Annotated in this window: 21 protein-coding genes and 1 pseudogene; 13 read left to right on the top strand and 9 right to left on the bottom strand. The window is 61.5% G+C overall.

Going from position 1 to position 23,592, the window contains the following annotated elements:
* Both ehuC and V5734_RS16890 read right to left on the bottom strand, forming a co-directional pair.
* On the bottom strand, positions 1-666 hold the full coding sequence (gene ehuC, locus V5734_RS16895) for an ectoine/hydroxyectoine ABC transporter permease subunit EhuC (RefSeq protein ID WP_347310780.1): 666 nt from the start codon (positions 664-666) through the stop codon (positions 1-3).
* A gap of 66 nt (positions 667-732) precedes the next feature.
* Positions 733-1,581 (bottom strand): transporter substrate-binding domain-containing protein, encoded by an 849-nt coding sequence (locus V5734_RS16890; RefSeq protein WP_347310779.1) that lies wholly within the window; start codon positions 1,579-1,581, stop codon positions 733-735.
* A 212-nt stretch (positions 1,582-1,793) separates the two neighbouring features.
* Between V5734_RS16890 and V5734_RS16885 the strand changes: the two genes are divergently transcribed.
* Entirely contained in the window at positions 1,794-2,243 is a 450-nt protein-coding gene (locus V5734_RS16885) for an Lrp/AsnC family transcriptional regulator (RefSeq protein ID WP_347310778.1), read from the top strand.
* A 54-nt stretch (positions 2,244-2,297) separates the two neighbouring features.
* On the opposite strand, the gene V5734_RS16880 is transcribed toward V5734_RS16885, so the two are convergent.
* The 4 genes from V5734_RS16880 to V5734_RS16865 all read right to left on the bottom strand — a co-directional run bounded on the left by V5734_RS16880 (position 2,298) and on the right by V5734_RS16865 (position 6,708).
* Positions 2,298-3,473, bottom strand: coding sequence for a M24 family metallopeptidase (locus tag V5734_RS16880; protein WP_347313655.1), 1,176 nt, complete (start codon positions 3,471-3,473; stop codon positions 2,298-2,300).
* Positions 3,463-4,656: a diaminopropionate ammonia-lyase gene (locus tag V5734_RS16875; RefSeq protein ID WP_347310777.1), complete on the bottom strand. Its 1,194-nt coding sequence runs from the start codon at positions 4,654-4,656 to the stop codon at positions 3,463-3,465. The genes V5734_RS16880 and V5734_RS16875 overlap by 11 nt, the downstream gene beginning before the upstream one ends.
* 3 nt (positions 4,657-4,659) lie before the next feature.
* Entirely contained in the window at positions 4,660-5,805 is a 1,146-nt protein-coding gene (locus tag V5734_RS16870; RefSeq protein WP_347310776.1) for an amidohydrolase, read from the bottom strand.
* A 168-nt stretch (positions 5,806-5,973) separates the two neighbouring features.
* Entirely contained in the window at positions 5,974-6,708 is a 735-nt protein-coding gene (locus V5734_RS16865; protein ID WP_347310775.1) for a GntR family transcriptional regulator, read from the bottom strand.
* A 102-nt stretch (positions 6,709-6,810) separates the two neighbouring features.
* On the opposite strand from V5734_RS16865, the gene V5734_RS16860 reads away from it, so the two are divergent.
* The 9 genes from V5734_RS16860 to V5734_RS16820 all read left to right on the top strand — a co-directional run bounded on the left by V5734_RS16860 (position 6,811) and on the right by V5734_RS16820 (position 19,496).
* Positions 6,811-7,575, top strand: a complete 765-nt coding sequence (locus V5734_RS16860; RefSeq protein WP_347310774.1) for a maleate cis-trans isomerase family protein — start codon at positions 6,811-6,813, stop codon at positions 7,573-7,575.
* A 26-nt stretch (positions 7,576-7,601) separates the two neighbouring features.
* Positions 7,602-10,052 (top strand): GcvT family protein, encoded by a 2,451-nt coding sequence (locus tag V5734_RS16855; protein ID WP_347310773.1) that lies wholly within the window; start codon positions 7,602-7,604, stop codon positions 10,050-10,052.
* Between the two features lie 464 nt (positions 10,053-10,516).
* Positions 10,517-12,064: a trimethylamine methyltransferase family protein gene (locus V5734_RS16850; protein WP_347310772.1), complete on the top strand. Its 1,548-nt coding sequence runs from the start codon at positions 10,517-10,519 to the stop codon at positions 12,062-12,064.
* 119 nt (positions 12,065-12,183) lie between these two features.
* A complete protein-coding gene (gene proX, locus V5734_RS16845) occupies positions 12,184-13,188 on the top strand; it encodes a glycine betaine/L-proline ABC transporter substrate-binding protein ProX (protein WP_347310771.1) in 1,005 nt (334 codons plus the stop codon).
* Positions 13,189-13,285: 97 nt separating this feature from the next.
* A complete protein-coding gene (locus tag V5734_RS16840; RefSeq protein WP_347310770.1) occupies positions 13,286-15,355 on the top strand; it encodes an NADH:flavin oxidoreductase in 2,070 nt (689 codons plus the stop codon).
* A gap of 79 nt (positions 15,356-15,434) precedes the next feature.
* Complete coding sequence (locus V5734_RS16835; RefSeq protein ID WP_432759691.1) at positions 15,435-16,493, top strand: quaternary amine ABC transporter ATP-binding protein; 1,059 nt, start codon at positions 15,435-15,437, stop codon at positions 16,491-16,493.
* A 4-nt stretch (positions 16,494-16,497) separates the two neighbouring features.
* Entirely contained in the window at positions 16,498-17,436 is a 939-nt protein-coding gene (locus V5734_RS16830) for an ABC transporter permease (RefSeq protein WP_347310768.1), read from the top strand.
* 67 nt (positions 17,437-17,503) lie between these two features.
* Entirely contained in the window at positions 17,504-18,496 is a 993-nt protein-coding gene (locus tag V5734_RS16825; protein ID WP_347310767.1) for a GlxA family transcriptional regulator, read from the top strand.
* Between the two features lie 160 nt (positions 18,497-18,656).
* Entirely contained in the window at positions 18,657-19,496 is an 840-nt protein-coding gene (locus tag V5734_RS16820) for a LysR substrate-binding domain-containing protein (RefSeq protein ID WP_347310766.1), read from the top strand.
* A gap of 134 nt (positions 19,497-19,630) precedes the next feature.
* On the opposite strand, the gene V5734_RS16815 is transcribed toward V5734_RS16820, so the two are convergent.
* Positions 19,631-19,954 (bottom strand): glycine betaine ABC transporter substrate-binding protein, encoded by a 324-nt coding sequence (locus tag V5734_RS16815; protein WP_347313654.1) that lies wholly within the window; start codon positions 19,952-19,954, stop codon positions 19,631-19,633.
* A 50-nt stretch (positions 19,955-20,004) separates the two neighbouring features.
* Here V5734_RS16815 and V5734_RS16810 point away from each other — a divergent pair.
* Positions 20,005-20,154 (top strand): annotated as a pseudogene (locus tag V5734_RS16810) (ATP-binding protein); the annotation flags it as partial.
* Entirely contained in the window at positions 20,144-20,977 is an 834-nt protein-coding gene (locus V5734_RS16805; RefSeq protein ID WP_347310765.1) for a dihydrodipicolinate synthase family protein, read from the top strand. The pseudogene V5734_RS16810 and the gene V5734_RS16805, both read left to right, overlap by 11 nt.
* A 67-nt stretch (positions 20,978-21,044) precedes the next feature.
* Here V5734_RS16805 and V5734_RS16800 read toward each other — a convergent pair whose 3' ends face one another.
* Together V5734_RS16800 and V5734_RS16795 are read right to left on the bottom strand one after the other, a co-directional pair.
* On the bottom strand, positions 21,045-21,800 hold the full coding sequence (locus V5734_RS16800) for a DUF5681 domain-containing protein (protein ID WP_347310764.1): 756 nt from the start codon (positions 21,798-21,800) through the stop codon (positions 21,045-21,047).
* Positions 21,797-23,101, bottom strand: a complete 1,305-nt coding sequence (locus V5734_RS16795) for a site-specific DNA-methyltransferase (RefSeq protein WP_347310763.1) — start codon at positions 23,099-23,101, stop codon at positions 21,797-21,799. Before V5734_RS16795 ends, V5734_RS16800 begins: the two co-directional genes overlap by 4 nt.
* A gap of 129 nt (positions 23,102-23,230) precedes the next feature.
* On the opposite strand from V5734_RS16795, the gene V5734_RS16790 reads away from it, so the two are divergent.
* Positions 23,231-23,560 (top strand): helix-turn-helix domain-containing protein, encoded by a 330-nt coding sequence (locus tag V5734_RS16790; protein ID WP_347310762.1) that lies wholly within the window; start codon positions 23,231-23,233, stop codon positions 23,558-23,560.
* Positions 23,561-23,592 lie beyond the last annotated feature (32 nt).

The following is a 23,592-nucleotide window of genomic DNA, read 5'->3' as shown; positions in this document are numbered from 1 at the left end:
TCAGGCCTTCCCCAGTTTGCGCGCCATATGGCGTTCCAGCCAGCGCATGAAGGGCGTCACCATGAACCGGGCGAGGATGTAGTAGATGATCAGCGCGGCGCCAAAGATCTGTGCCGACAGGTAGGTGGAAGCATTGATCTGCCGCGCCTCGAACATCAGGTCCGCAACCGAGATGAGTGAAACGAGTGCCGTGCCCTTCAGAAGCTCGATCATCAGGTTGCCCCAGGGCGGCAGCATGTTCACCAGAGCCTGCGGCAGGATGATGCGGCACATGCGCTTTGCCGGGCTCATGTTGATCGCAAGCGCGGCCTCCCACTGGCCCTTCGGCACCGACAGGATACCGCCTCGCACCAGTTCGGCGCCATAGGCACCGATATTCAAACCAACCGCTACGAAACCGGCGGTAAATTTCTCGATCGACAGGCCAAAGAGGGGCAGTACGAAGAAAATCCAGTAAAGTTGGACAACGAGGGACGTGCCGCGGAATATTTCAATATATGTGACCGCCGCGCCGCGCAAAACCGGACTGTGAGACAGCTTCAACAGGCCCATGCACAGTGATACTGCGACGCCCAGAACGGCTGCGAGCAAGAACTGGGCGATGGTAATGCCTGTCCCGGACAGCAATCGCGGCCAGTAGAGGACAAGAAAGTCGAGTGTGCTCATGGGTGCATTCTGTTGCAAACGTCTTGAAGGTCGCGACGGCACCCAGTCGGGTGCCGCCGCGGTTGATCAGCGGTTGGCGCAGATCCACTCGGTGGTCTCGCCTTTCGGTACGTTTACTTCAGTAACGCCGTATTCCTTGACTGCCGCAAGCATCTCTTCCGAGCCGACATATTCAGCCAGCGCTGCGTTGAACTCCTTCATGAAGTCCTCGTCCTCGAACCGGAAGCCGACCCCGACCCAGTTCTTGGTCCAGTCAGGCAGCGCGTCGGGATCGGTGATTTCGAATTTCCCATCAGACTGCGCGGCGAAGTCCACCGCTTCGAAATACGTCAGTGCCGCAGCATCTGCGCGTCCCGATTTCATCGCAGCAAGTACCTCTGCTGGCCCGGGCAACTGCATGATCTGAGCGTCGACAAGGCCTTCTTTCCGCGCCGCTTCAACTGTGTTGGAACCTGCATACATCGCCAAGACAGAATCGCTCTGCGCCAGTACATCCTTGTAATTATTAAGATTTTTCGGATTTCCGGCAGGCACCAGGAACGCATCGCCTGTGACTACGATCGGCTCGGAGAAGTTGATGTTCTCACAACGGCTGCCGAGAATATAAAGCCCACCAGTGATCAAGTCGTAGCGGTTCGCCTGAAGCCCAGGGATAAGGCCGCCCCAATCGTTGACGGAGGTTTCGACGTCGGTGTGACCCATCTTGGCAAGTATGCCGAGCGCGATTTCGTTCACGAAACCCTTGGCTTCCCCCTTTTCATCCGGATACCCCCAGATCGGAATATTCGAGAAACCGATACGGATCGGTTCGCCCGCGGCGATCCGGTCGGCCAGCGGGCCGGCGGTAGCCGAAATCGCACTGGCTGCTAGCAAGCCTCCGGCGACGATGAGCGCTGTGTTCAATTTGGATGTCATACGTTCCTCCCTAGTGATGCAGATACCGGATGCGGGAGCCCCAGACGAGGAAAATATAGCAGCACCAAACTGTTGCCACTTCACCCACCTACGTTTCCCCACTGATTTCCCACGTGAAAGCTTATCGACTTGACGGGAGGCTTTTCGTCAAATTCCCGCAAATTTCGATAAAAAGGGTTGCGCATGATGGGCTCGATGATCGAAATGCAGCCATGGACGAGAAAGATCATGAAATCCTTCGCTTGGTGCAGTCAGACGCGCGTCTGACGGCCGAATCATTGGGGTTGTCGATCGGGCTGTCGACGCCAGCCGTTCAGAAGCGGCTCAAGCGGCTGCGTGAAACCGGGGTGATCGAGAAGGAAATCGCCGTTCTGTCGCCCGGAAAGCTCGGGCGCGAGTTGACGGTGATAGTCGAGGTCGTGCTGGAGCGGGAAAGCCGAATGCATCTTGATGCTTTCAAACGGAAGATGCGCAATTCCCACGCCGTGCAGCAATGCTACTACACAACCGGCGAAGCCGACTTCATCGTGATCGTAGTGGTCAAGGACATCGCGGAGTATGAGGCGTTCACCCAAGAATATTTCTTCGATGAATCGAATATCAGCCGGTTCACCTCCTCAATCGTGATGGATCGAGTTAAGGTATCGCTCGACATCCTATAGGGTGAGGCTCGCACTCCCGGCAGCCTTTGCAGCCGGGGGCATGGCAATCTGGCTTCAGCCGCCGATGACGGGCAGGCTCTGCGGTGCGCGTGTAGTGAGAAGTTCGGCCCCGCCTGACCTTACCACGATGTTTTCCTCGTGTACCATCATCAGGCCGGCCCCGTAGGACAGCGAGGGTTCCAAAGTCAGTACCATACCGGCTTCAAGCACGGTTTCGTCGAAAGCTGCATGGGAGGGTTGTTCGGTGAGTTGCATCCCGAGTCCATGGCCCAGCCGCCCGATATCGCCGCCCGACGGGTCCATCTCTGCGATGACCGTCGACATGGCGTGGAAGAGGTCGCGACAAGTATTGCCGGGTCTGGCAGCCGCAAGCCCCGCCTCCGTCGCATGCCAGAGCGTCTCATGGGCGCGTCGGGACATGTCATCGGCTTTGCCGATGGCCCAATTGCGGTCGAAGTCGCAGAAATAACCGTCCCACGTGCAGCCTGTGTCGAGCATCAGCACGTCACCCGCCTGAAGCGGTCGCCGCGAGGGGGGCGAGATGACATCTGTATAGCCGCCCGGCTCGGACGCGCCGACCACATAGGGAGCGTCATCCGCCCCCTGAGCCAGCGCTTCGCGCCGGAAACTGCGGAACACTTCTTCGAACGGCATGCCTTCGGCCACGATCTCGGGCACTCGGGCGAACGTGGCCGATCCGATGGCGCAGATATGGGCTAGCTTTTCGATCTCGGCGGGAGATTTCACCATGCGCAGGCCCTGCACGAGCCAGGTGGCGTCGGCGAAGTGCAAGCCAGGCAGGTTGGCCGTCAGCCGCTCCCAATCGCCAAGCGGCATCCGGAGCGACGTTTCGTGCCCCTTCATCAAGCCAACTTTCGCCCGCTCACTTGCAAGCGGTGCGAGGAGGTCGGTTAGAATACTGATCCCGTCGTCCTTCGGGCAGGGCGCGCTCCACGTGCGAACATCGTCAAGCCACGAGCGCCGCATCAGGACGGCGCCGATTTCCGGAATCGCCGCGACGGGCTTGCCCGTGGCGGGGACGAACAGGAACCACGGCCGGGTCGGGCTTTGCCAGAACAAGGTCTGGAAGCCCGAGAAGTAACGCACATCGGGTTCGGTCATCAGGAGGAGTCCGGCGAGCCCCTCCTTCGCCATCCTTTCTTGCGCCTTGGCAGTGCGGGCGGCAAATTCCGCCTCGGGGAAACCGCGTTCGGGGGCGTTAGTCGACATCTCGTCCATCCATAATCATCCTGAAGATCGCCGGGTCGGTGATGCCTTCGGAGCCGATCAGCAACACGCGGGACTTCGCATCAAGGCCGAGTTTCGATGATAGGCCCGTATCGGCCCGCGCCGCAATTAGCGCTGCAAGGCCCGCAACCGCGCTTTCGCCCGCCTCGACGACCGGATCGCCGGAGAGGGGACGCGCGAGAAGCCGCACCGTGGGTGCAACGACAGGTTCGGGGATGGTCAGGAAATCGGATGCCTCCTCCGACAGGATCTCCCAGGCGAGCGGGGAAGGTTCGCCGCAGGAGAGACCTGCCATAAGTGTTTCTTCCTCAATCTTGACCGAGGTGGGGGTACCGGCCTTGGCGCTTTCATAGAGACAGGCTGCCAGCTCCGGTTCCACGATCACCACGCGCGGGGCCCTTTCACCCCAATGCTGGCGCAGCCCAGCGGCGACACCTGCGGCAAGGCCGCCGACCCCGCCTTGCAAAAAGACATGGGTAGGCGCCTCGTCAAGCGCCTCGCAAATCTCACTGGTCATCACACCGTAGCCCGCCATGACGTCGCGGGGCGGTTGGGAATAGCCCGGCCAGGACGTGTCGGAGACGACGAACCAGCCATTCGCGTCGGCCTCCGCCTTCGCCAAGTCGACCGAATCGTCATAGTCGCCGGCGATGCGGATCACCTCGGCGCCAAGATCGCGCATCGCCGCGGCGCGGCCTTCGCTGACCTCGGCATGGATGTAGATGCGGCAGGGCGCGCCAAAGCGCTGACACCCCCAAGCCAGCGAGCGGCCGTGATTGCCGTCGGTCGCTGAAACGAGCGTGATCCGCGCCGCGTCATCGCGGTGCTTGCCGGCGCGGATATCTGCCAGGCTGACGTCTTGGCCGAGACTCTTCGATATCTCACGTTGGAGCACGCGCAGGGCGGCGTAGGACCCGCCGAGCGCCTTGAAGCTGCCCAGCCCGAAACGCGGCCCCTCATGCTTGTAAAATACTGCACCCACACCGATCCGTTGCGCCAGCGCCTTGAGAGAGACGAGCGGCGTCGCTGCGTAACCGTCCCAAGCCATGATCTCGGTTTGCGCCGTCGCAAAATCCCCGGGGCTCAAAACCCGGAGTGCGGCGTCACCGGTTTTGCGGGTCGCGGCAGCATGGCCGAGGCGGGCAGGTGGCAAAAGATCGCTCATCAGTCAGTCCTTTCGGGCGGGAAGTCGGTCCTTGACCAGCGCAGACCAGAAGGCGGCACCGATCGGCAGGAGCGCATCGTTGAAATCATAGTCGGCGGCATGAAGCGGCTGACCGTGCGGACCTTCGGTGCCGTTCCCCATCAGAAGGAAACAGCCGGGCACGGCCGCGGAAAAATGGGCGAAATCCTCAGAAAAACTCATCGGCGGGCGGTTGCCGTCGGCCTCCAGCCCCGCCGCGAGGGCGGCGCGGACAACCGCCTCGACCGGGCCGTGGGCATTGATCGTCTCGATGAATTCTGTGTTGAAATTCATCGTTGCGGTCACGCCATGGGTCGCGGCAACGCCGGCCACGACCTGGCGCATAAAACCCTCCACGGCCTGCCGGTCCTCGGGCAGGCGGGCGCGCACGTCCCCTTTGAGCGTTGCGCGACCGGGCAGCACGTTTCTTTGCCCATCGGTCAAAAACTCCGTCACAGACACGACCGCGCCGGCCCCTGGTGCCAGCTTGCGCGAGACGATGGTCTGCAACGCCAGCACCAACTCGGCCCCCACCGTGATCGCGTCCACGCCAACGTGCGGCATCGAGGCATGGCCACCCTTGCCGGTGATCGCGATCTCGAACAGGCTCTCGGAGGCGCAGATCTGGCCCGGCCGGGTGGAGATCTGCCCGACAGGCGCGCCCGGCAGGTTGTGGATGGCGTAGACCTCTTCGACTGGGAACCTCTCCAGAACGCCCTCATCGATCATCGCGCGAGCGCCCAGCCCGTGTTCCTCGTTCGGCTGGAAGAGGAATACGACCGTGCCATCGAAATCGCTGTCGCGTGCAAGGGATTCCGCAGCGCCAAGCAGCATGGTCATGTGGCCGTCATGGCCGCAGGCATGCATGACACCCGGATTTTCCGAGACATAGCCATGGGCGCTCTTCTCGGTTATCGGCAACGCATCCATGTCGGCCCTCAGGCCGATGGCGCGGTTGCCGGATCCGGCCTTGAGAATGCCGACGACGCCCACACCTTCATGCACCTCGATGCCAAGCCTGCGTAGATGCGCCGCGATCCTGGCCTTGGTGCGCAGTTCCTGAAAGCCCAGTTCAGGATTGCGGTGGAATGCGTGCCTGAGCGCGACCAGTTCCTGATGACGCTTGTCCATATGACTCTCCTTCGGATCGCATGTCGAGATTAGAGCGTCGAGGCGATTATTTGCGTCGAAAATCAATGCGGCGGCGATGAAAAACTTCGACTTTGAAGCTTCTCGCGACGTTATTACGGAATTGGCGGCCGTGAACTTTGCTGGGCGTCCAGACTGAGGCGCACCCGATCAACGGTTCACAATGGCCCGAGCGGAAAACTCAGCCAGTTCGCCACGCCAGATCTGTCGCCCGACGCAGAAGGCCTTCCCAGCGTCGTCGCGAATGGTCTGCGCCAGTTCGATCCCGGCCTGATACGGCGGCAACCCCAGGATTGCCGCCTCGTCCGGTTGGATTGGGCACATTCGGATGACAACGTCTCCGGTGCGCGCCGCGATGCCGTAATGCTGCTCGAGCACACGGGTGGTCGACTGCCGCAGGTCATGATCCAACAAATCAGGGCATCTGCTCGCGACGACGAATTCCGTCTCGATCAAGATTGGGTGGCCGTTGATACTAAATAAACGCGTGTATTCGTGCAGCTTTTCCCGGATCGGGACCGAAAGGTCAGCCGAGAGCGCGTCGTCCGCACGGGCCGAGCGTTTGCGCAAGACCGTTATTTCTAGATCGGTGCCGGAGGCGTGTGCGTCGGCGGCGAAGCTAACGCGTTTGCTGATGTCGTACCGGACCCGCTTGGGCGAGACGAAGCGCCCTCTGCGGTCTTCGCTATAGGCCAATCCCTGGGCCTCGATCGCTTCCAGCGCCCGGCGGGCGGTCATCCGGCTGACACCAAATTGCTCGGCCATCACGCGTTCGGAGGGAAGCGCTGCGTGTTCAGGCAGCGCGCCCGCAACAATGTCACTCCGGATGCTTTCGACAATCTGACGAAAGCGCGAGGGCGAAGCGGCTAGTCGCGGTCGGTTCATGGGCACCCTGAGAAGCTTCCGTACTCTTACTACGCCTGGTCATAGACGCCAAGACATTGCTGGTATATACCAATATCGAATCGACACGGAGGATGTCCGCTAATGCTGAGCGGCGCAAGCATTGAAGAACTGGTATTCAGCGTGGACTCAGGCTTGGGATCGCGGGCTCGGATCGGGTTGATCATTCTGAAGAGCGACCAGACGGCCGAGCACGAATTTGCCGCGCTTCTGCGCGGTGACGGTGTGGCACTTTACCACGCGCGCATCCCGAACGCGATGGAGGTGACGCCCGAGACGCTCCGAGCGATGGAGCGAGATCTGCCCGTGGCGGCCGGGCTTTTGCCCCCGTCATTCGACTTTGACGTCATCGGCTATTGCTGCACCTCCGGCGCGACTATCATCGGAGAAGATCGCGTCGATGAGATCATTCGCCGAATTCATCCCGGCGCGAAAACCACCAATCCGCTGACCGCGTGTAAGGCGGCACTCACAGCACTCGGCACAAGGCGCTTCGCGCTCGTCACGCCTTACGCGCCGTCCGTTACCGTCGAGATGCAGCGGAACCTGGCGGGTGCGGGGTTCCAGACTGGCGCGGTGGCCTCCTTCAACCAGTCAGATGACTTCACAGTGGCGCGGATCAGTTCGCGTAGCATTCTGGACGCCATTCTTGCAGTCGGTCAGTGCGACACCTGTGACGCGGTTTTTGTCTCCTGCACCAGTCTCCGGGTCCTGCCGGTCATTGCCGAGGCCGAGATGCAGCTTGGAAAGCCCGTGATTTCAAGCAATCAGGCCACGGCCTGGCATCTGATGCGGCTCGCCGGCATCAGCGGCGGAGCCGATGGCGCAGGCTGGCTGTTCCAATACTGACATCCCCAAGCGGCAGGAGATTGACCGTGTCGAAGCCCCTACCCAGCCATGCCCAAGTCGTTATCATCGGCGGTGGCATTCATGGTTGTTCTGTTGCCTATCATCTGGCCAAGGAAGGCTGGAAAGACGTTGTGCTTCTGGAGCGCAAGCAACTTACCTCTGGCACCACCTGGCATGCGGCAGGTCTGGTCGGGCAGTTGCAAGGCAGCCATGCGACAACCGCATTCGCAAAATACGGTATCGAGCTTTTGCAGGACATCGAGGCCGAGACGGGCCAGAATCCTGGCTACCGTCGCTCGGGCTCCATCTCGATCGCGATCAACGAGGAACGGCTGGCGGAACTGAGACGCAAGGCGGATTTCGCCTCGCTGTTCGGGATTGAGGCAAACTATCTGACCGCGCCCGAGATCGCCGAGCGCTGGCCGCTGATGAACCCCGAAGGTGTGCTGGGCGGCATCTATATGCCGAGCGACGGCTCTGCCAATCCCATAGACCTGACGACCGCTTTGGCCAAAGGCGCGCGGATGCACGGGGCGCAGATCTTCGAACACGTGAAGATTGAGGCGGTGGAGGTCGAGGGCGGCAGGGCGCGGGCTGTATGCACCGAACAAGGCCGGATCACCGCCGATGTCGTGGTGAATTGCGGCGGTATGTGGGCGCGCGAGCTGGGCCGTCAGAACGGCGTCGGTGTGCCGCTTCATGCCTGCGAACACTACTACCTCGTCACCGAACCCATCGCTGGTCTTTCGGGCAACTTGCCGGTCCTGCGGTCCTATTGCGACGGCACCTACTGGAAAGAAGATGCGGGCAAGCTGCTTTTCGGCTTCGCGCATTTCCATCCCAGGGCCTGGGGGACAGAGGGTATACCGGACACGTTCTGCTTCGACAGCCTGCCTTTTGTCGAAGAAGACGTGATGGATGTGCTGGAACTGGCGATGAACCGGGTGCCGGTGTTGCAGAATGTCGGCATCCGAACCTTCTTCAACGGGCCGGAAAGCTATTCCTATGACGGTCGCTTCACACTTGGCGAGGCGCCGGACGTCAAGGGCTACTACGTTTTGGCCGGGGTCAACTCCACGGGCATTCAGTCGGGCCCCGGCGCCGGCCGGGCTCTTGCGCAGTGGATCATGAAGGGCCATCCGCCAATCGACCTTAGCGAGATGGATCCGAAGCGCTGCGAAGAGTTCCAGACTCGCGATCCCTATCTTCGGGAGCGTTGCCCGGAGACGCTGATCTTGACCTATGCGATGCACTGGCCCGGCCGTCAGCGCGAAACCGCGCGAAACCTGCGGCGGACGCCGTTCTACCACGCGATGAAAGCCCGCGGCGCCTGCTACGCCGAGGTTCAGGGATGGGAACGCCCTGGCTGGTTCGCGCCCGAGGGTGTGAAACCGCAATACGACTACAGCTTTGGCCGTCCAAGCTGGTTCGCCCATGCGCAGGCCGAACAGAAGGCGGCGCGCGAGGCGGTGGCGATGTTCGACTATTCGATGCTGGGCAAGCTGATGGTCGAGGGAAAGGATGCCGAGGCCTTCCTGCAACGGGTCTGCACCAACGACCTGGCGCTGCCCGTGGGCCGGGTCGCCTATACGCTGATGCTGAACGACCGCGGCGGGATCGAAAGCGATGTTACCGTGGCGCGCCATGCCGACGACGCCTACATGGTGATGAGCTCGATCTCACATACGCGGCGTGACTATCTGCATCTGCGCGATGCCTTGCGCGCGGACGAGGACGTGCGCCTGCGCGATGCCACCACCGCCTATGGCGTTCTGGCGGTTGCCGGTCCGAAATCGCGTGACCTGCTGGCCGCAGTGGCCGACATCGACGTCTCGAACACGGCCTTCCCGTTCAACAGTCTCCGGCACTTCCATATCGGGCACGCACATGTCTTTGCGCAGCGCTTGTCCTACACGGGCGAACTTGGCTGGGAGATCTTCGTGACGCCCGACTTCGCCGAGCATGTCTTCGATGTGCTAATCGAAGCGGGAAGGGGGCTGGGGCTGCGGCTGGCCGGCGGCGAGGCATTGAACGCGCTCCGCATCGAGAAGGGCTTTCTCCACTGGGGCCACGACATGGCCTACAGCGATGCGCCGCATCAGATGGGGCTCGGTTTTGCCTGCAAGCCGAACAAGGGGATAAAGTTTATCGGTCGTGACGCCTATCTTGATCGCAAGGCCGCCAACGAAGGGCCGTTCCTGTGCTTCGTCAAACTGGCCGACCCGGCGCACCTGTTGCATCACAATGAGCCGGTCGTGCGGGACGGCAGCATTGCGGGCTATGTGACGGCCGGAGCTTGGTCCAATTCCCAAGGGACGGCGGTCGGCCTTTGCCTTCTGGCTCCACCGGCCGGGTTCTCCGGCAGGGAGGCGCTCCTAGGCGGGCAGTACTTTGTCATGGTGGAGGGGCGAGAAATCCCAGCGGAGATCAGCCTCGCTCCGTTCTATGATCCTGCGAGCGCAAGAATGCTTGCCTAGCAACTGTGTTTATGCGGCCGGCCTTGATGGAAGGCTGTCTGTTTCAGGGATCGCCACCTGAACGCCAAGTTTCGCCCACTCCCCTTGACGTTTGCCGGGGTGAACGAAGGGGTTGTCTGCAAATGCCGGGGCCAAGGCCTTCTCGATCTGAACTGCGACGCTGCCAGGTGCATGGTTGTCTTACAGTCGACAGTGGTCGCCGCATGATGCAGCTTCGCGGGAAGAACAATCGATGTGGACGGAGCACTGTGCTGGATCAGCGGTGAAAGCGCGGTCGCCAGCCCGACTACAGCGATGCCGCGATTGATCCGATCCCCGACGCTGCTTCATTACAGCATTTCGGCGCGATATTGTTAAGCAGTGCTTACTCTACTGATCAGTTTTTTCCAAGTTGTCAGCTTTACGGAGATCCCTAGCTTTTCTTTAGCGAGTCCAAATGCGGCCATACGGGGGCAAATACGACAATGACCGAAATCGTGAGCTCTCATCGCGAAACCAGGCGTGGGCGGCGTGGTGCGCAAAGCGGGACCGGGGAAGCCCCTCAGATCAACAGCCGGATCCCAGAGCGGTTGATTCCGGTCTATGACTTGATTTCCGAAGCCGGGATCGAACTGATCCATGACGCGTCGATGCGTTTGCTGGAGGAGCAGGGGATCGAATTCCGTGATCCTGTTGCGCTTGAAAGCTGGCGCCAGGCGGGGGCCGATGTGGACAAGGCACGTTCGAAAGTACGGATCGGGCGCGACCTTCTCATGTCTCTGGTGGCGCTGGCGCCGGCCGATTATGTCCACCACGCCCGAAACCCGGAACGTTCGGTCAGGATCGGCGGCCGATCCATGGGTTTTGCGCCAATCTACGGTTCTCCCTATGTCCGCGACCTGACTGGCGAAAGACGTTACGCCCAGCTTGAGGATTTCGAGAATTTCGTCCGACTTGCCTATATGGCGCCGTCGCTGAACATCTCGGGCGGTACGGTTTGCGAGCCGACCGACATTCCGGTGGCCAAGCGCCATCTCGACATGCTTTACGGCCATATCAGCCTGTCCGACAAGCCCTTCATGGGCGGCGTGACCCATGCCTCGCGGGCCGAGGACTGTCTGGAGATGTGCCGCATTCTCTTCGGCGCGGACTTTGTTCAAGACAATACCGTCATGACCTCGCTGACCAATTGCAACTCGCCCCTTGTCTGGGACGAGACGATGCTTTCGGTGATCCGGGTCTATGCCGCGTCCAATCAGGCCTGCATCATCAGCCCGTTCATCATGCAGGGCGCCAACACTCCGATCACTACCGCCGGGGCCTTTTCGCAACTGAATGCCGAGGCGCTGGCCGGGGTCGCCTACGCCCAGCTCGTCCGGGCCGGAGCGCCGGTTATCTATGGCGCAACGCTCTCGACGGTCTCGATGAAAAGCGGTGCGCCGATGTATGGCACCTCCGAAACGCAGGTGCTGACCTTCCTGACCGGGCAAATGGCGCGGCGTTACAAGCTGCCGATGCGGACGGGCGGCATGCGACACGGCGCCAAGGCATTGGACGTGCAGGCCGGGTTCGAATCCCTCCAGACTATGCTCCCTGCCATCCTTGCAGGAGGAAACTTTTTTCTGCACTCGGCAGGCTGGATGGAAAGCGGACTTTCGGCCTCCTTCGCCAAGTTCATGCTGGATGTCGAGCAACTCTCAATTCTGCAACGTTTGACCCAAGGGGTGTCGCTGACGCCAGAAGATTTCGCCGCAGATGCCATTGCCGAGGTGGGGCCGGGCGGCCACTTCCTTGGCTGCCAGCACACGATCGAACGCTATCAGACCGCCTTCTTCGTGCCGCGCACCTCGGACGTGAACACTTACGAACAATGGCACGACGAAGGCGCTAAGGATTCCGCGGTTCTGGCTACAGAGCTTGCCGTGAAGAGCCTTGCCGCCTATAGCCCGCCGCCGCTTGACGCAGCCAAGGACGAGGCGCTGCGGGATTTCGTGCGCAGGCGCAAGGCCGAGTTGCCGGACGGGATCGAGTAGGCCCATCCGCGATGCCCCGTGCGACCGTTGCGGGGGGCAGTTGAGCGACAGCCTTCGCCACATCAGATCCCGGCGGGGCCAACAAGAAAGACCAACCAAACAAAAAGGGAGTAAAGAAGATGTCTGTTCTCAGAAACAGCCTTGCGGTCATCGCGACTACCGGCGGCATCATGCTGGGGCTGCCCGCTTTCGCTGATGGCCTGCCGGGCGAAGGCAAATCCATCCAACCGATCGCCACCGGCCAGACCGGGCACATCTTTCAGCACGCGATTGTCCAGATTGGGCTGGAACGTCTTGGCTACGAAGTGAAGGACTCGCTTGAAGCCCAGTATCCGCCCATGCATCTGGCCATTGCGCAGGGCGACGCCGACTACACCGCCATCCACTGGGACCGTTTGCATGCTGCCACCTATGCAAAGGCGGGCGGTGACGAAAAGCTGACACGGATCGGTATGCTTACCCCGAACGTGACGCAGGGCTATTTCATCGACAAGGCGACTGCCGAGAAATACGGTATCAAAAACCTTGGCCAGCTTGCGGATCACGCCATCAGCGCCCTCTTCGACATCAACGGGGACGGGAAGGCAGACCTGACCGGCTGCGAAGCCGGTTGGGGCTGCGAACGCGTCATCGAGCACCAGCTGGACGCCTTCGACCTGCGCGATCACGTCAGCCATAACCAGGGCAGCTACTACGCACTGATCGCCGATACGATCACCCGCTACAAGGCCGGAAGTCCGATCCTCTATTACACCTGGTCGCCGCTCTGGGTTGGCTCGGTGCTGAAGGCCGGTGAAGACGTGGTGCAGCTGAACGTCCCCTTCTCGTCGCTGCCTGATAATGACGCTGCCGACACCAGCCAGCCAGACGGCAGCAATTCGGGCTTCGATGTGAACAACATCCGCATCCTCGCCAACCGCAAATTCGCCGAGGAAAATCCCGCCGCCGCGCGCTTTTTCGAACTTGTGACGGTCCCTGTCGAGGAAGTGAATGCGGAACTGCTGAGCGAGTATGAAAGCAACGCCGACCGCGCGCAGATCTACAAGAATGCCGAAGAGTGGATCGCCGCACACCAGGCAGACTATGACTCCTGGATCGATGAAGCGATGAAGGCTGGCCAGTAAGCTGGCCGAAAAGACATGACATGGTGGGGCGGTGCATATCGCCCCACCTGACCCCATCCGCCAGCAATGCCGTACATCGACCGGGATACTATCCGTCATGACCAGCCCGACACCTAACACTGTGGAAGACGCCGCAACCGCCACGCGCCGTGACCCGTTGCTAGAGCCATTGAAGATCAAGCACTTGACGCTGCGCAACCGGATCATGAGCACCAGCCATGCCTGCGGCCTGGAAGAGGGTGGGATGCCCGCCGAGCGGTATCAGCGTTACCACGAGGAAAAGGCAGTCGGCGGGATCAGTCTCAGCATGTTCGGCGGGTCCTCCAATGTGGCACCGGATTCGCCCTCGGTCTTCCAGCAGCTTTATGTCGGGGATGACCGGATCATTCCCTATTTTCAGCAGTTCTCGGAACGGATGCACGGTCAGGGCGCGGCGTTGATGTGCCAGATCACCCATCTTGGCCGGCGCGGCGAGCCCTATGCCGGAAACTGGCTGCCGACCATCGGACCCTCGCCGATCCGCGAGACCCTGCATCGCAGCTTTCCCAAGGAAATGGATGAGCACGACATCGCCCGTGTCGTGAAGGCTTTCGGTGCAGCTGCGCGACGGTGTAAGGAGGGTGGGCTTGACGGGCTGGAAACGATTGCTGCCGGCCACCTGATCGGGCAGTTCATGTCGCCGGCAATGAACCAGCGCACCGACCGTTTCGGCGGCTCTCTGGAGAACCGGATGCGTTTTCCAATTCTGGTGCATCAGGAAATCCGCCGCCAGGTCGGCGACGAATTCATCGTGGGGATGCGCCTGACGGTGGAAGAGGGCGGTGAGGGCTGGCTGTCGCTCGCCGATTGCATCGCTGCGGCGCAGCTCCTGCAGGCCGAGGCCGGGCTCGACTTCTTCAACGCCAATTATGGTCGTGCCGATACCGAACGCGGTCAGGCCCGCGACAGTATGCCAGGGATGGATTCTCCGATCGCCCCCTGGGTCGAGAAGATCGGCACCTTCCGGCGCGAGGTCGGCCTGCCGGTCTTCCACGCCGCGCGTGTGCTGGACGTGGCCTCGGCCCGCCATGCTATCCGACAGGGGCTGCTCGACATGGTCGGCATGACCCGCGCCCATATCGCCGATCCGCATCTGGTCCGCAAGCTCGCGGCGGGACAAGAGGACCGGATCCGTCCATGCATCGGCGCCACTCATTGCATGTCGGGTTATCGGCCTGCCTGTCTGCACAATGCGGCAACAGGCCGCGAGGCAAAACTGCCCCATCATGCGGCCCCCTCCCCAGAAACGGGGCGCGGGGTGGTCATCGTCGGCGGTGGCCCGGCCGGCCTCGAAGCCGCGCGCATCTCGGCCGAGCGCGGCCATAAGGTCGTGCTCTTCGAGGCGAACCGCGAGCTTGGCGGCCAGGTTCTGCTGGGTGCCAAGGGATCGTGGCGCAAAGATCTGATCGGCATCGTCCAGTGGCGGGAGGCCGAGCTGGAACGACTCGGCGTCGAAGTTCGACTCAACCGCTTTGTCGAGGCCGACGAAGTCCGCGCTGAAAATCCCGACGTGGTGATCGTAGCGACCGGCGGAATGCCCGATCTCGGCTGGCTTCCCGGAGCCGAGCTCTGCACCAGCGTCTGGGACATCCTGACGAAGGAAGTCGCGCTGCGCGAAAGCTCGATCATCTATGACGGCACCGGCCGCCATCCTGCCCTGCTCTGCGCCGAGATGGCTGGCGAACAGGGCAAGGCGACCACCTTGGTTTCGCTGGATGTCCAGATGGGCCAGGATCTGGTTTATGGCGAAAGGTTCGGCTGGAAGCGCCGAATGCACCAGCTAAGCACGCCGATGCTGTTTGAACACCATCTGCGGCGTGTCCAGCGAGCAGGCAACGAACTGGAAGCTGTGCTGGTCAACGAGGTCACGCTGGAAGAGAAGGTGTTGCGCGCGCCGCAGGTGATTGTTGAATGCGGCACCCTGCCGCTGGACGGGCTTTTCCTCGACCTGCGCAGTGATTCAGTCAACGATGGCGTGACCGACCTGGATGCGCTGATCACCAGCGCGCCGCAGCCGATCCGTGCCGGGAAGGGCAGGTTTGAACTCTACCGGGTGGGTGACGCGATCTCCAGCCGCAACATCCACGCGGCCATTCTGGATTCATTGCGCCTGAGTGCCTCACTTTGAAAGCCGCCGAACGAAAACCGGCTTGGGCCGCGTCGCCCCAATGTGGAACAGACAAACGATCGGCGCATGGAGGTTCCGTATGTTAGACAACCCATCGAAAGCGGATCGGAGAGAGCCGGCGTCCGAACCCCAGATCGAATGCCGCGCCCTGTGGAAGATCTACGGCAAGCGCGAGGCCGAAGCGATGCGGGCCGTGCAGGAGCGTGGCCTTTCCAAGGAACAGGTCCGTGACCAGTTTGGCTGCGTGCTCGGTGTACGAAATGTCAGCTTCACGGTCGAACGCGGCGAGATCTTCTGCATCATGGGTCTGTCAGGTTCAGGCAAGTCGACCCTGGTGCGCCATATCAACCGGTTGATCGACCCCACCTCGGGCGAGATTCACGTTGCAGGTGCAAGAGTCGACCGGATGGGCGAATCCGAACTGCGCCAGCTGCGTGCCGAAAAGATCGGCATGGTGTTCCAGCACATGGCGCTGTGGCCCCATCGCACGCTTGCGGAAAATGCCGCCTTTGGCCTTGAAGTGCGCGACATCCCGCCCGCGCAACGCCGCGCCGCGGCGGAAAGGGCACTGGCCTCGATGGGGTTGGATGGCTGGGCGGACCACTACCCGGATCAGCTTTCCGGCGGGATGCAGCAGCGCGTCGGCCTGGCCCGCGCTCTCGCCGCCGATCCGGAAATCCTTCTGATGGACGAACCCTTCTCCGCGCTTGATCCCCTGATCCGGCGGCAGTTGCAGGATCAGTTTCTGGAACTGTCGACCAAGCTGAAGAAGACGACCGTCTTCATCACCCACGATCTGGATGAGGCGATCCGCATGGGCAGACACATCGCGATCATGAACGATGGCGAGATCGTCCAGATCGGAACGCCCGAGGAAATCGTCACCCGGCCCAGCGACGACTATGTGCAGGAGTTTGTGAAAGGAATTTCCCGCATCGGATTGGTGCGAGCGGAAACCATCATGACGCCGCTCGATGGTCGCGAGGTCACGCCCAAGACTATTTCCACCGGCTCTCGGCTTGATGCCGTCATCGACCTCTTCTTGTCTGACCAGCAGCCTCTGACGGTGACCGATCCGTTCGGCGCGGCGGTCGGGCAGATCACCATCACCGACGCGCTGCGCGCGCTGCGAGGGTAGACGCATGAAAGTGGACCTGTACAACATTTTCGACACGGTTTGGTTGCCGGTGGGTAACTGGGTCGAGGCGACGCTGAAATACGTCGTCGAGAATTTCCGCTACATATTTCAGGCGATCAAGGTTCCCTTCGACCTTGTTCTGCGGGGGTTCGAAGGCGCCCTAACCGGTGCCCCCGATCTCTTGATCTACGGGGTCATCCTGTTGATCGCGTGGCAGGCAGGTGGCCGCAGGATCGCGCTGATCGCCGGGGCCTCGATGTTGGCCATCGGCTTGATGGGTGCGTGGGAACCAGCGATGACATCTCTGTCGATTGTCCTGACCTGCGTGATCTTTTGCGCCCTTGTCGGGATTCCGCTCGGGATCTATGCCGCGCGGAGCGATCGTTTCTGGCTAATCCTGCGACCGATCCTTGACCTGATGCAGACGATCCCATCCTTCGTGTATCTGGTCCCCGTCGTCATGCTTTTCTCGATCGGTAACGTCTCGGGGGTCATAGTCACCTTCATCTATGCGCTCCCTCCCGTCGTGCGACTGACCAATCTCGGCATCCGCCAGGTGCGGCCCGACATGGTCGAGGCCGCGCGCGCCTTCGGGGCCAGCCGTCGACAGACATTGCTCAAGATCGAGCTTCCACTCGCTGCGCCAACCATCATGGCAGGAGTCAATCAGACCATAATGATGGCGCTGGCGATGAGCGTGGTCTCTTCGATGATCTCCGTCACGGGTCTAGGCCAGATGGTTCTGCGCGGAATCGGTCGTCTTGACATGGGCATTGCCACGGTTGGGGGGTTGGGGATTGTCTGCCTCGCCATCATGATCGACCGGGTTTCGCAAAGCTTCGGCGTATCCGCCCGGGACCGGGGTCATCGCCGATGGTACGAGACCGGGCCCGTCGGTCTTGTCTATCGACCACTTGCCAAGGCCCGCCATGCGGCCAGATAGCCCGGCCTCCGAAACCATCACCCTCTGCACTCGGCTTGAAGCGCCCCGCAGTAGAAGGTATCTGTAGATGACCTTCCTTCGAACAAGAGAGTTCAATCCAAGCCCGGAAGCGAACGGCCCGTCGCATTTCGTGTTCTTGCTGTTGCCGCAGTTTTCGCATCTGGCGTTTTGCTGCGCGGTCGAGCCCCTGCGTCTCGCGAACCTTGCAAGCGGCAAAACGCACTTCCGTTGGACGGTCGCCAGCGAGGACGGCTGTCCGGTAATGGCCTCCAATAGCTGCAAGCTGGAAGTGGACTGCGGACTTGAACCGGCACGAGGTGCCGAGCGCCTTGTTCTTATCACTGGCAACGACATACAGAAGGCACTGCCCCCGGCGGTTCTGGCCTACCTCAGACGGGAACGTGCCACCGGCACGCCACTGGCGGGGCTTGGAGCCAGTGCCTTTGCCCTGGCCAAATGCGGTTTCCTCGACGGGATGGATGTGGCGCTCCACTGGGCCTATCACGACATCTTTGCCGAAGCCTTCCCCGACGTTCGGCTGGTGCGCAGCGTGTTCGTCGCACATGAGAACGTCCTGACCGCGGCCGGCGGAACGGCGGTAGCGGACCTGATGCTGCACCTGATCCGGCAGAAGCACGGCGAAGACCTCGCCACACTGGTCGCGGACCAGATGGTGTACAATACCGTGCGCGAGGAAAGCGCGGCTCAGCGTGTCTCCATTCAGTCTCGCCACGGGATGCGCTGCGGTCCGGTGGTGCGGGCTATATCCATCATGGAAAAGCACATCGAAGATCCGCTCTCGCCCGCCGCGATTGCCGAAGAGCTTACGATCTCGACGCGCCAGCTAGAGCGATTGTTCAAGAAGTTCCTGTCTTCCTCGCCGAAGGCCTATTTCAACAGGATGCGGCTGGAGCGCGCTCGCAACCTTCTCCTACAGACCGAACTTTCGATTACCGAAATAGCCGTCGCGACCGGCTTTGTCTCGCCTTCGCATTTCTGCAAGCTGTTTCGCGCGCAATTCGGCCGGTCGCCGCATTCGCATCGCACGACCCTAAACTGACGCCGACCTCGTTTGCTGGCTACCGGCGCACATGTGGCCATTGACTATGACACTCTAGAAAATGTGCCGCAGTGCGGCTAAAAAACGTGATATGCAAAGGCTTCGCTTCGTCTTACCACCGCCAAACCTGCTTGTGACATTCGAAGCGGCGGGGCGGCTTATGAACTTCACAAAGGCCGCAGAGGAACTGAACGTCTCGCGAGTCGCGGTGAGCCAGCAGATCAAGGCGCTGGAAAGCTATCTTGGTGTGATTTTGTTCCGCCGAGAGAACAGGGCTTTGTCTTTCACCCAAGTCGGGCAACGATACCACTATGAAATCGCCGCAGCGCTGGAACGGGCCGCGGGTGCTACGACCGACATTGTCCGAAAGCCTGACAACAAAATCTTGGTGGTCACCGCGACCACCGGCTTTGCGACATATTGGTTGATGCCGCGGATCGGGACCTTTCGCCAACAGTATCCGGAGATAGACCTGCGCTTCGTCGTCTCGGACCGCTATCTGGACATAGCTGAAGAGAGCATCGACATCGCCATCAGGTATGGTGCGCCTCCCGCCGCCAATGTGAATTATGAGTATCTTCAGGAGGAAGTCATTGCACCGACCTGCGCCGCAGATTTCATCACACCTGGCCGCATACTGTGCCCGGAGGATCTGGAAGCCTTCCCGCTCATTCATCTCGACGGGCCCTATGACCAGCAAACCCGCTGGCAGAACTGGTTCGAAGTTAACGGTCGCAAAGGTTTCCGGCTGAAGGGTGGCATCACGGTGAACACCTATACGAACTTGGTGCAGGCTGTGCTCGATGGTCAGGGCTTCGCCCTGATCGGCACGCCGCTGATGGAGACGTTCCTTTCGTCCGGGAAGCTCGTTCAACCCGTCTTGGCCAAACCGATCAAGCGACGATCATTCTATCTGGCCATCCCGACGACCAGAAGACCAACGCTCGCCGCGGAAGCATTCATCAGTTGGATCAGAGTGGCGTTCAGAGATCCGGATTAGGTCATATTGATAAATACCAGAGGCAGGGGTGGATCGAGGTTATGTTGGCTCCAAGGCATAGGTATTTTTCTTGCCGGTCCACACATCAGATTTGAGAAGCAACGGTTCGTGTGCCCTCCGCCTCGTCGAGCCATTTAGGCCGATATCTTCAGATCGCTGCAATCCTCCGACGCGTTACAGTCGAACGCATCCTTGTCGTAGGGGCCCACATCGACCATGAGCATTGGATTTTTGCCCAGAATCGGGGTCGGCGCCCAGTAGTAGCGGAACCAAGGTTGCTTATCGGCATAGGCCGAAGCCAGCGAGGCTGTTAGCGTCTCGCCCGATCCTAGCACAAAGACCTCGATGCCGACCTCCTGCATCTTTGCGGCTTCAGCCATGTGGCAGTTGGTATAATTGCAGGTCCAGCCATCGGGGCACGAGAAGAACCGGTTGCCGACCAGGTCGGGGTTGGCGATGATTCCTTCTATCGTCGCAAGTTTGGGGTGCGCTTCGACAAGATACTGCGGAATGGATCGAGCGGCGCGAGAATGTCATCGCCCTCGGGCCATCAGGAACCGGCAAGACCCATGTCGCCCTCGGCCTCGGCCTGGCGGCCTGCCAGAAGGGTCTGGCCGTCGGCTTCACCACCGCCGCCGCCCTGGTGCATGACCGATTGGTACCTTGAGCGGGAAATCGACGGGATCACCATTCTCGGTATCACGGGCGAGGCCCATAAGCTTAGGCCGCAAGAAAGCCTGACTGTTGTCCGAGAGGTGATCGCGGCAGCGGTCGGCAAGCCCATCATCGTCGGCGTGTCTGCGCTTGGTATGCCGGCCATCCACGATCTGTCGGCGGCGGCGATGGATGCGGGCGCAGCGGGCGTGATGATGACACCTCCCGGCACTATGCGTACCGACGACCAGATTGCCGACTGGTTCGCCAATGCGGTGGACGCTATCGGCCACGATACGCCTTGGGTGCTGCAGGATCATCCGGCGGTGACCGGCGTCATAATGAGCCCCGGTGTGATCCGCCGCGTGGTTGAGGCCCACTCCGCCTGCGTGATGCTGAAGCACGAGGACTGGCCGGGCTTCGAGAAGATCAGCGCGCTTCGGGACTGGCAGGCAAACGGAGAGCTGCGCGCGCTCTCGATTCTCTGTGGCAACGGCGGGCTCTTTCTCGACATGGAAATGGGCCGTGGCGCCGACGGTGCAATGACCGGCTATGCCTTCCCCGAGATGCTGCGCCGGGTAGTCGACCTCTCAGTCACTGACCCGGAGGCAGCGGCCGACTTGTTCGACGCACGCCTGCCGCTGCTGCGCTATGAGCATCAGCCCGGCATCGGTCTCACAGTCCGCAAGCACATCCTCGCCCGTCGCGGCGCCATCGCCGAGGCCGCGCTCCGGACGCCTGGTCCGAAGCTGACCGATCGGGCCGCCGCAGAGATCGACCGCCTGCTGGCCCGACTCCGGCGGCGAGATTCGTACTGCGGGCTCTAGGTGTTCACCCCCGGCATCTGTTGGATCGAATTTGGGATGAATCGACGCGGCTCCGCGTTCCCGCCGTTCAACCGTTTCTCCCAAGCAACCGCGTCGACCCTGGCGCCGGCACGTGCGCGAGCGCAGTGTCGATGATCTCGAGCACCTTGCGAGTTTGATCTGCATCGTCTTCGAGAGCCTTGCGTACCTGCTCATTCTCTTCGGATTCCAGTTGCTCAACGATCCAGGAGAGCTCCTCGGCGAAGTCATCCCGGCGCTCCCGCCATTTCTTCAGTTCGGCCTCCTCGGCACGTGTCACCGGGCCCATGATGCGCGTGGTGCCGCGGTTCATGTCGATCACCACGTGGTCGGGATGCGGCAAGGGATCCGGCAGGTCCGTGATGCCAAGCCGGTCCCGCCGGTCGAGCTCACGCTCCCAGGCGATCTTGTAATCCATCGCGGAGTTCAGCAGTTCATCATTCAGCATCTTGTTGCTGGTCTCGACCGAGGCCAACAGCTCCGCGAAAAGCCGTTGTGCCCGATGCTGACCCTTGGCGGCATTGACCGCGAGCGAGCGCATGATCGCCTGTGCCATCGGCACGGTGATGTTGCGATCCCCGTCCCGGACCGTGATCGTCCGGTAGGCTTCGTCGAGGATGATGTCCTTCATGCGCTCCTCGTGCAGCCCCGGCCGCTTGTTCTTCGCGCCCTTCGGCCGCCCGCGCGGATTGCCTGACTGGCCGGGCTTGAACCGCGTCGCCGCGGGCGGCTTGCCAAACCCCACTTCGTAACCCGGGCGCGCGACGAGTGCCCGGGATTGCCTGTCTTTTCCCCGCCCACTCATTCCGCCGCCTCCAGCTTCTGATGGATCTGCGGCCAGCCGCAGACCAGGCGTTCGGCCTCGTCCTTCGCATAAGCCTCCCAGCGAGCGAGGATGCGGTCGCAGTAGATGGGATCCAGCTCGACGAGGTATCCCCGTCGCCCGGTCTTCTCCGACGCGATCAGCGTCGAGCCCGATCCGCCGAAGAGGTCGAGCACGATCTCGCCCCGGCCCGAGACATCGCGGATCGCATCCGCGATCATCTGCACGGGCTTGACGGTCGGATGCAGCGCCAGTTCCTCCATCCGGCCCGCCCGCATCGTGTTCACGCCGCGATATTGCCAGACGTTCGTCCGGTAGCGCCCGTGCTGACCAAGCTCGAAGGTGTTCACATGTGGCGCATCACCTTTCTTGAAGGCGAAGATCAGTTCATGGCGCGAGCGGTAGAACGTGCCCATGCCGCCATTGTCCTTGGCCCAGACGATCAGGTTCTTCAGCTCGCCGTAAACCGCGTGTCCCGCTGCCAGCATCTCGCCCATATGGCGCCAGTCCATGCAGAGATAGTGGATCGAGCCGCCCATGCTGTGCTCGGCCATGTTGCGGAAGGCGCGGGTGAGAAAGTCGGTGAACTCCGAAACCGTCATCTCGCCCGCGGCCATGGCGAACTCGCGGTGCCTGATCTTGCCCGAGCCACCGACATGGCCGTCGATCTTCACGTTATAGGGCGGATCAGAAAACACCATTCGTGCACTCTCGCCTGCCATGAGCGTCGCCACGACATCCGCATCGAGCGCGTCACCGCAGACCAGCCGATGCCGCCCAAGCTGCCAGACATCGCCCGGGCAGACCCGTCGCGGCGCCGCCACGGGCAACACGTCATCCTCCGGGTCGCCCGGCTCCTCGACCGAGAGCCCGGTGACCAGCGTGTCGATCTCACCCAGTTCAAAGCCCGTCACGCCGATGTCGAAGCCGAGATCCTCGACGCCCATCAGCGCCTGCAATTCCTCGGCCAGCAGCTCTTCGTCCCAGCCGGCATTCAAGGCGAGCTTGTTGTCCGCAAGCACATAGGCCCGCTTCTGCTCCGGCGTCATGTGTTCGAGCCGGACACAGGGCACATGGCTCATGCCGATGAGCTTGGCCGCCTCGACCCGGCCATGGCCGGCGAGGATCGTGCTCGCCGCGTCGATCAGCACCGGGTTCGTGAACCCGAAGGTCCGGATGCTCTCGCCAATCTGGCGAAGCTGCTTCTTCGAATGGGTGCGGGCGTTCTTCGCCCAGGGTCTCAGATCGCCCACGGCGATCTCTTCGATGAACAGGCCCTTCATTGGAGCCTCCTTTCTTGACTGCCCGCCGGCGAATGATTCGCCGACCTGCGCTGTAAGATAAGTCTGACATTGCCTGTCGTCAAATATGGTTTACAGTACTGTTCGACGAAGCTTATTTTGAGGTGAACCATGAACATCGGGGAGCGGCTGTTCGATCTGCGCCGGAAGAGCGGCGAGTCTCTTCAGCAAGTCGCCGATGCGGCAGGGGTTTCGAAGGCGCATGTCTGGGAGCTTGAGAAAGGCCGCAGCAGGAACCCGTCCTTCGAACTCGTCCGCGCACTCGCGCGGCACTTCGGGGTCAGCATCGATGTGCTGGTCGGCGAAGAGACCGCGCCCTCGATGAAAGAACAGCGCATCGAGCGCATTCACCGCGATCTGCATGACCTGTCGGATCGCGATCGTCTCGTCGTGGAGGACATGATCCGGTCGATGCGCGACCGGATGGACGAGAAAGCTTAGGCCACTGGACCTCAATCGGATCGACCTTGCGG

The organism is Defluviimonas sp. SAOS-178_SWC, from assembly GCF_039830135.1.
Classification (GTDB): Bacteria; Pseudomonadota; Alphaproteobacteria; order Rhodobacterales; family Rhodobacteraceae; genus Albidovulum.
This window is presented reverse-complemented; position numbering and strand designations above follow the sequence as displayed.

What these genes read in the sequence shown, in the direction of transcription:
- V5734_RS16890 (WP_347310779.1), bottom strand. Translation starts at nt 1,581, where the DNA reads ATGACATCCAAATTGAACACAGCGCTCATCGTCGCCGGAGGCTTGCTA.
- V5734_RS16835 (WP_432759691.1), top strand. Translation starts at nt 15,435, where the DNA reads ATGTTAGACAACCCATCGAAAGCGGATCGGAGAGAGCCGGCGTCCGAA.
- ehuC (WP_347310780.1), bottom strand. Translation starts at nt 666, where the DNA reads ATGAGCACACTCGACTTTCTTGTCCTCTACTGGCCGCGATTGCTGTCC.
- V5734_RS16795 (WP_347310763.1), bottom strand. Translation starts at nt 23,101, where the DNA reads ATGAAGGGCCTGTTCATCGAAGAGATCGCCGTGGGCGATCTGAGACCC.
- V5734_RS16870 (WP_347310776.1), bottom strand. Translation starts at nt 5,805, where the DNA reads ATGGACAAGCGTCATCAGGAACTGGTCGCGCTCAGGCACGCATTCCAC.
- V5734_RS16840 (WP_347310770.1), top strand. Translation starts at nt 13,286, where the DNA reads ATGACCAGCCCGACACCTAACACTGTGGAAGACGCCGCAACCGCCACG.
- V5734_RS16825 (WP_347310767.1), top strand. Translation starts at nt 17,504, where the DNA reads ATGACCTTCCTTCGAACAAGAGAGTTCAATCCAAGCCCGGAAGCGAAC.
- V5734_RS16830 (WP_347310768.1), top strand. Translation starts at nt 16,498, where the DNA reads ATGAAAGTGGACCTGTACAACATTTTCGACACGGTTTGGTTGCCGGTG.
- V5734_RS16860 (WP_347310774.1), top strand. Translation starts at nt 6,811, where the DNA reads ATGCTGAGCGGCGCAAGCATTGAAGAACTGGTATTCAGCGTGGACTCA.
- V5734_RS16805 (WP_347310765.1), top strand. Translation starts at nt 20,144, where the DNA reads ATGACCGATTGGTACCTTGAGCGGGAAATCGACGGGATCACCATTCTC.
- V5734_RS16885 (WP_347310778.1), top strand. Translation starts at nt 1,794, where the DNA reads ATGGACGAGAAAGATCATGAAATCCTTCGCTTGGTGCAGTCAGACGCG.
- proX (WP_347310771.1), top strand. Translation starts at nt 12,184, where the DNA reads ATGTCTGTTCTCAGAAACAGCCTTGCGGTCATCGCGACTACCGGCGGC.
- V5734_RS16800 (WP_347310764.1), bottom strand. Translation starts at nt 21,800, where the DNA reads ATGAGTGGGCGGGGAAAAGACAGGCAATCCCGGGCACTCGTCGCGCGC.
- V5734_RS16875 (WP_347310777.1), bottom strand. Translation starts at nt 4,656, where the DNA reads ATGAGCGATCTTTTGCCACCTGCCCGCCTCGGCCATGCTGCCGCGACC.
- V5734_RS16790 (WP_347310762.1), top strand. Translation starts at nt 23,231, where the DNA reads ATGAACATCGGGGAGCGGCTGTTCGATCTGCGCCGGAAGAGCGGCGAG.
- V5734_RS16850 (WP_347310772.1), top strand. Translation starts at nt 10,517, where the DNA reads ATGACCGAAATCGTGAGCTCTCATCGCGAAACCAGGCGTGGGCGGCGT.
- V5734_RS16880 (WP_347313655.1), bottom strand. Translation starts at nt 3,473, where the DNA reads ATGTCGACTAACGCCCCCGAACGCGGTTTCCCCGAGGCGGAATTTGCC.
- V5734_RS16865 (WP_347310775.1), bottom strand. Translation starts at nt 6,708, where the DNA reads ATGAACCGACCGCGACTAGCCGCTTCGCCCTCGCGCTTTCGTCAGATT.
- V5734_RS16820 (WP_347310766.1), top strand. Translation starts at nt 18,657, where the DNA reads ATGAACTTCACAAAGGCCGCAGAGGAACTGAACGTCTCGCGAGTCGCG.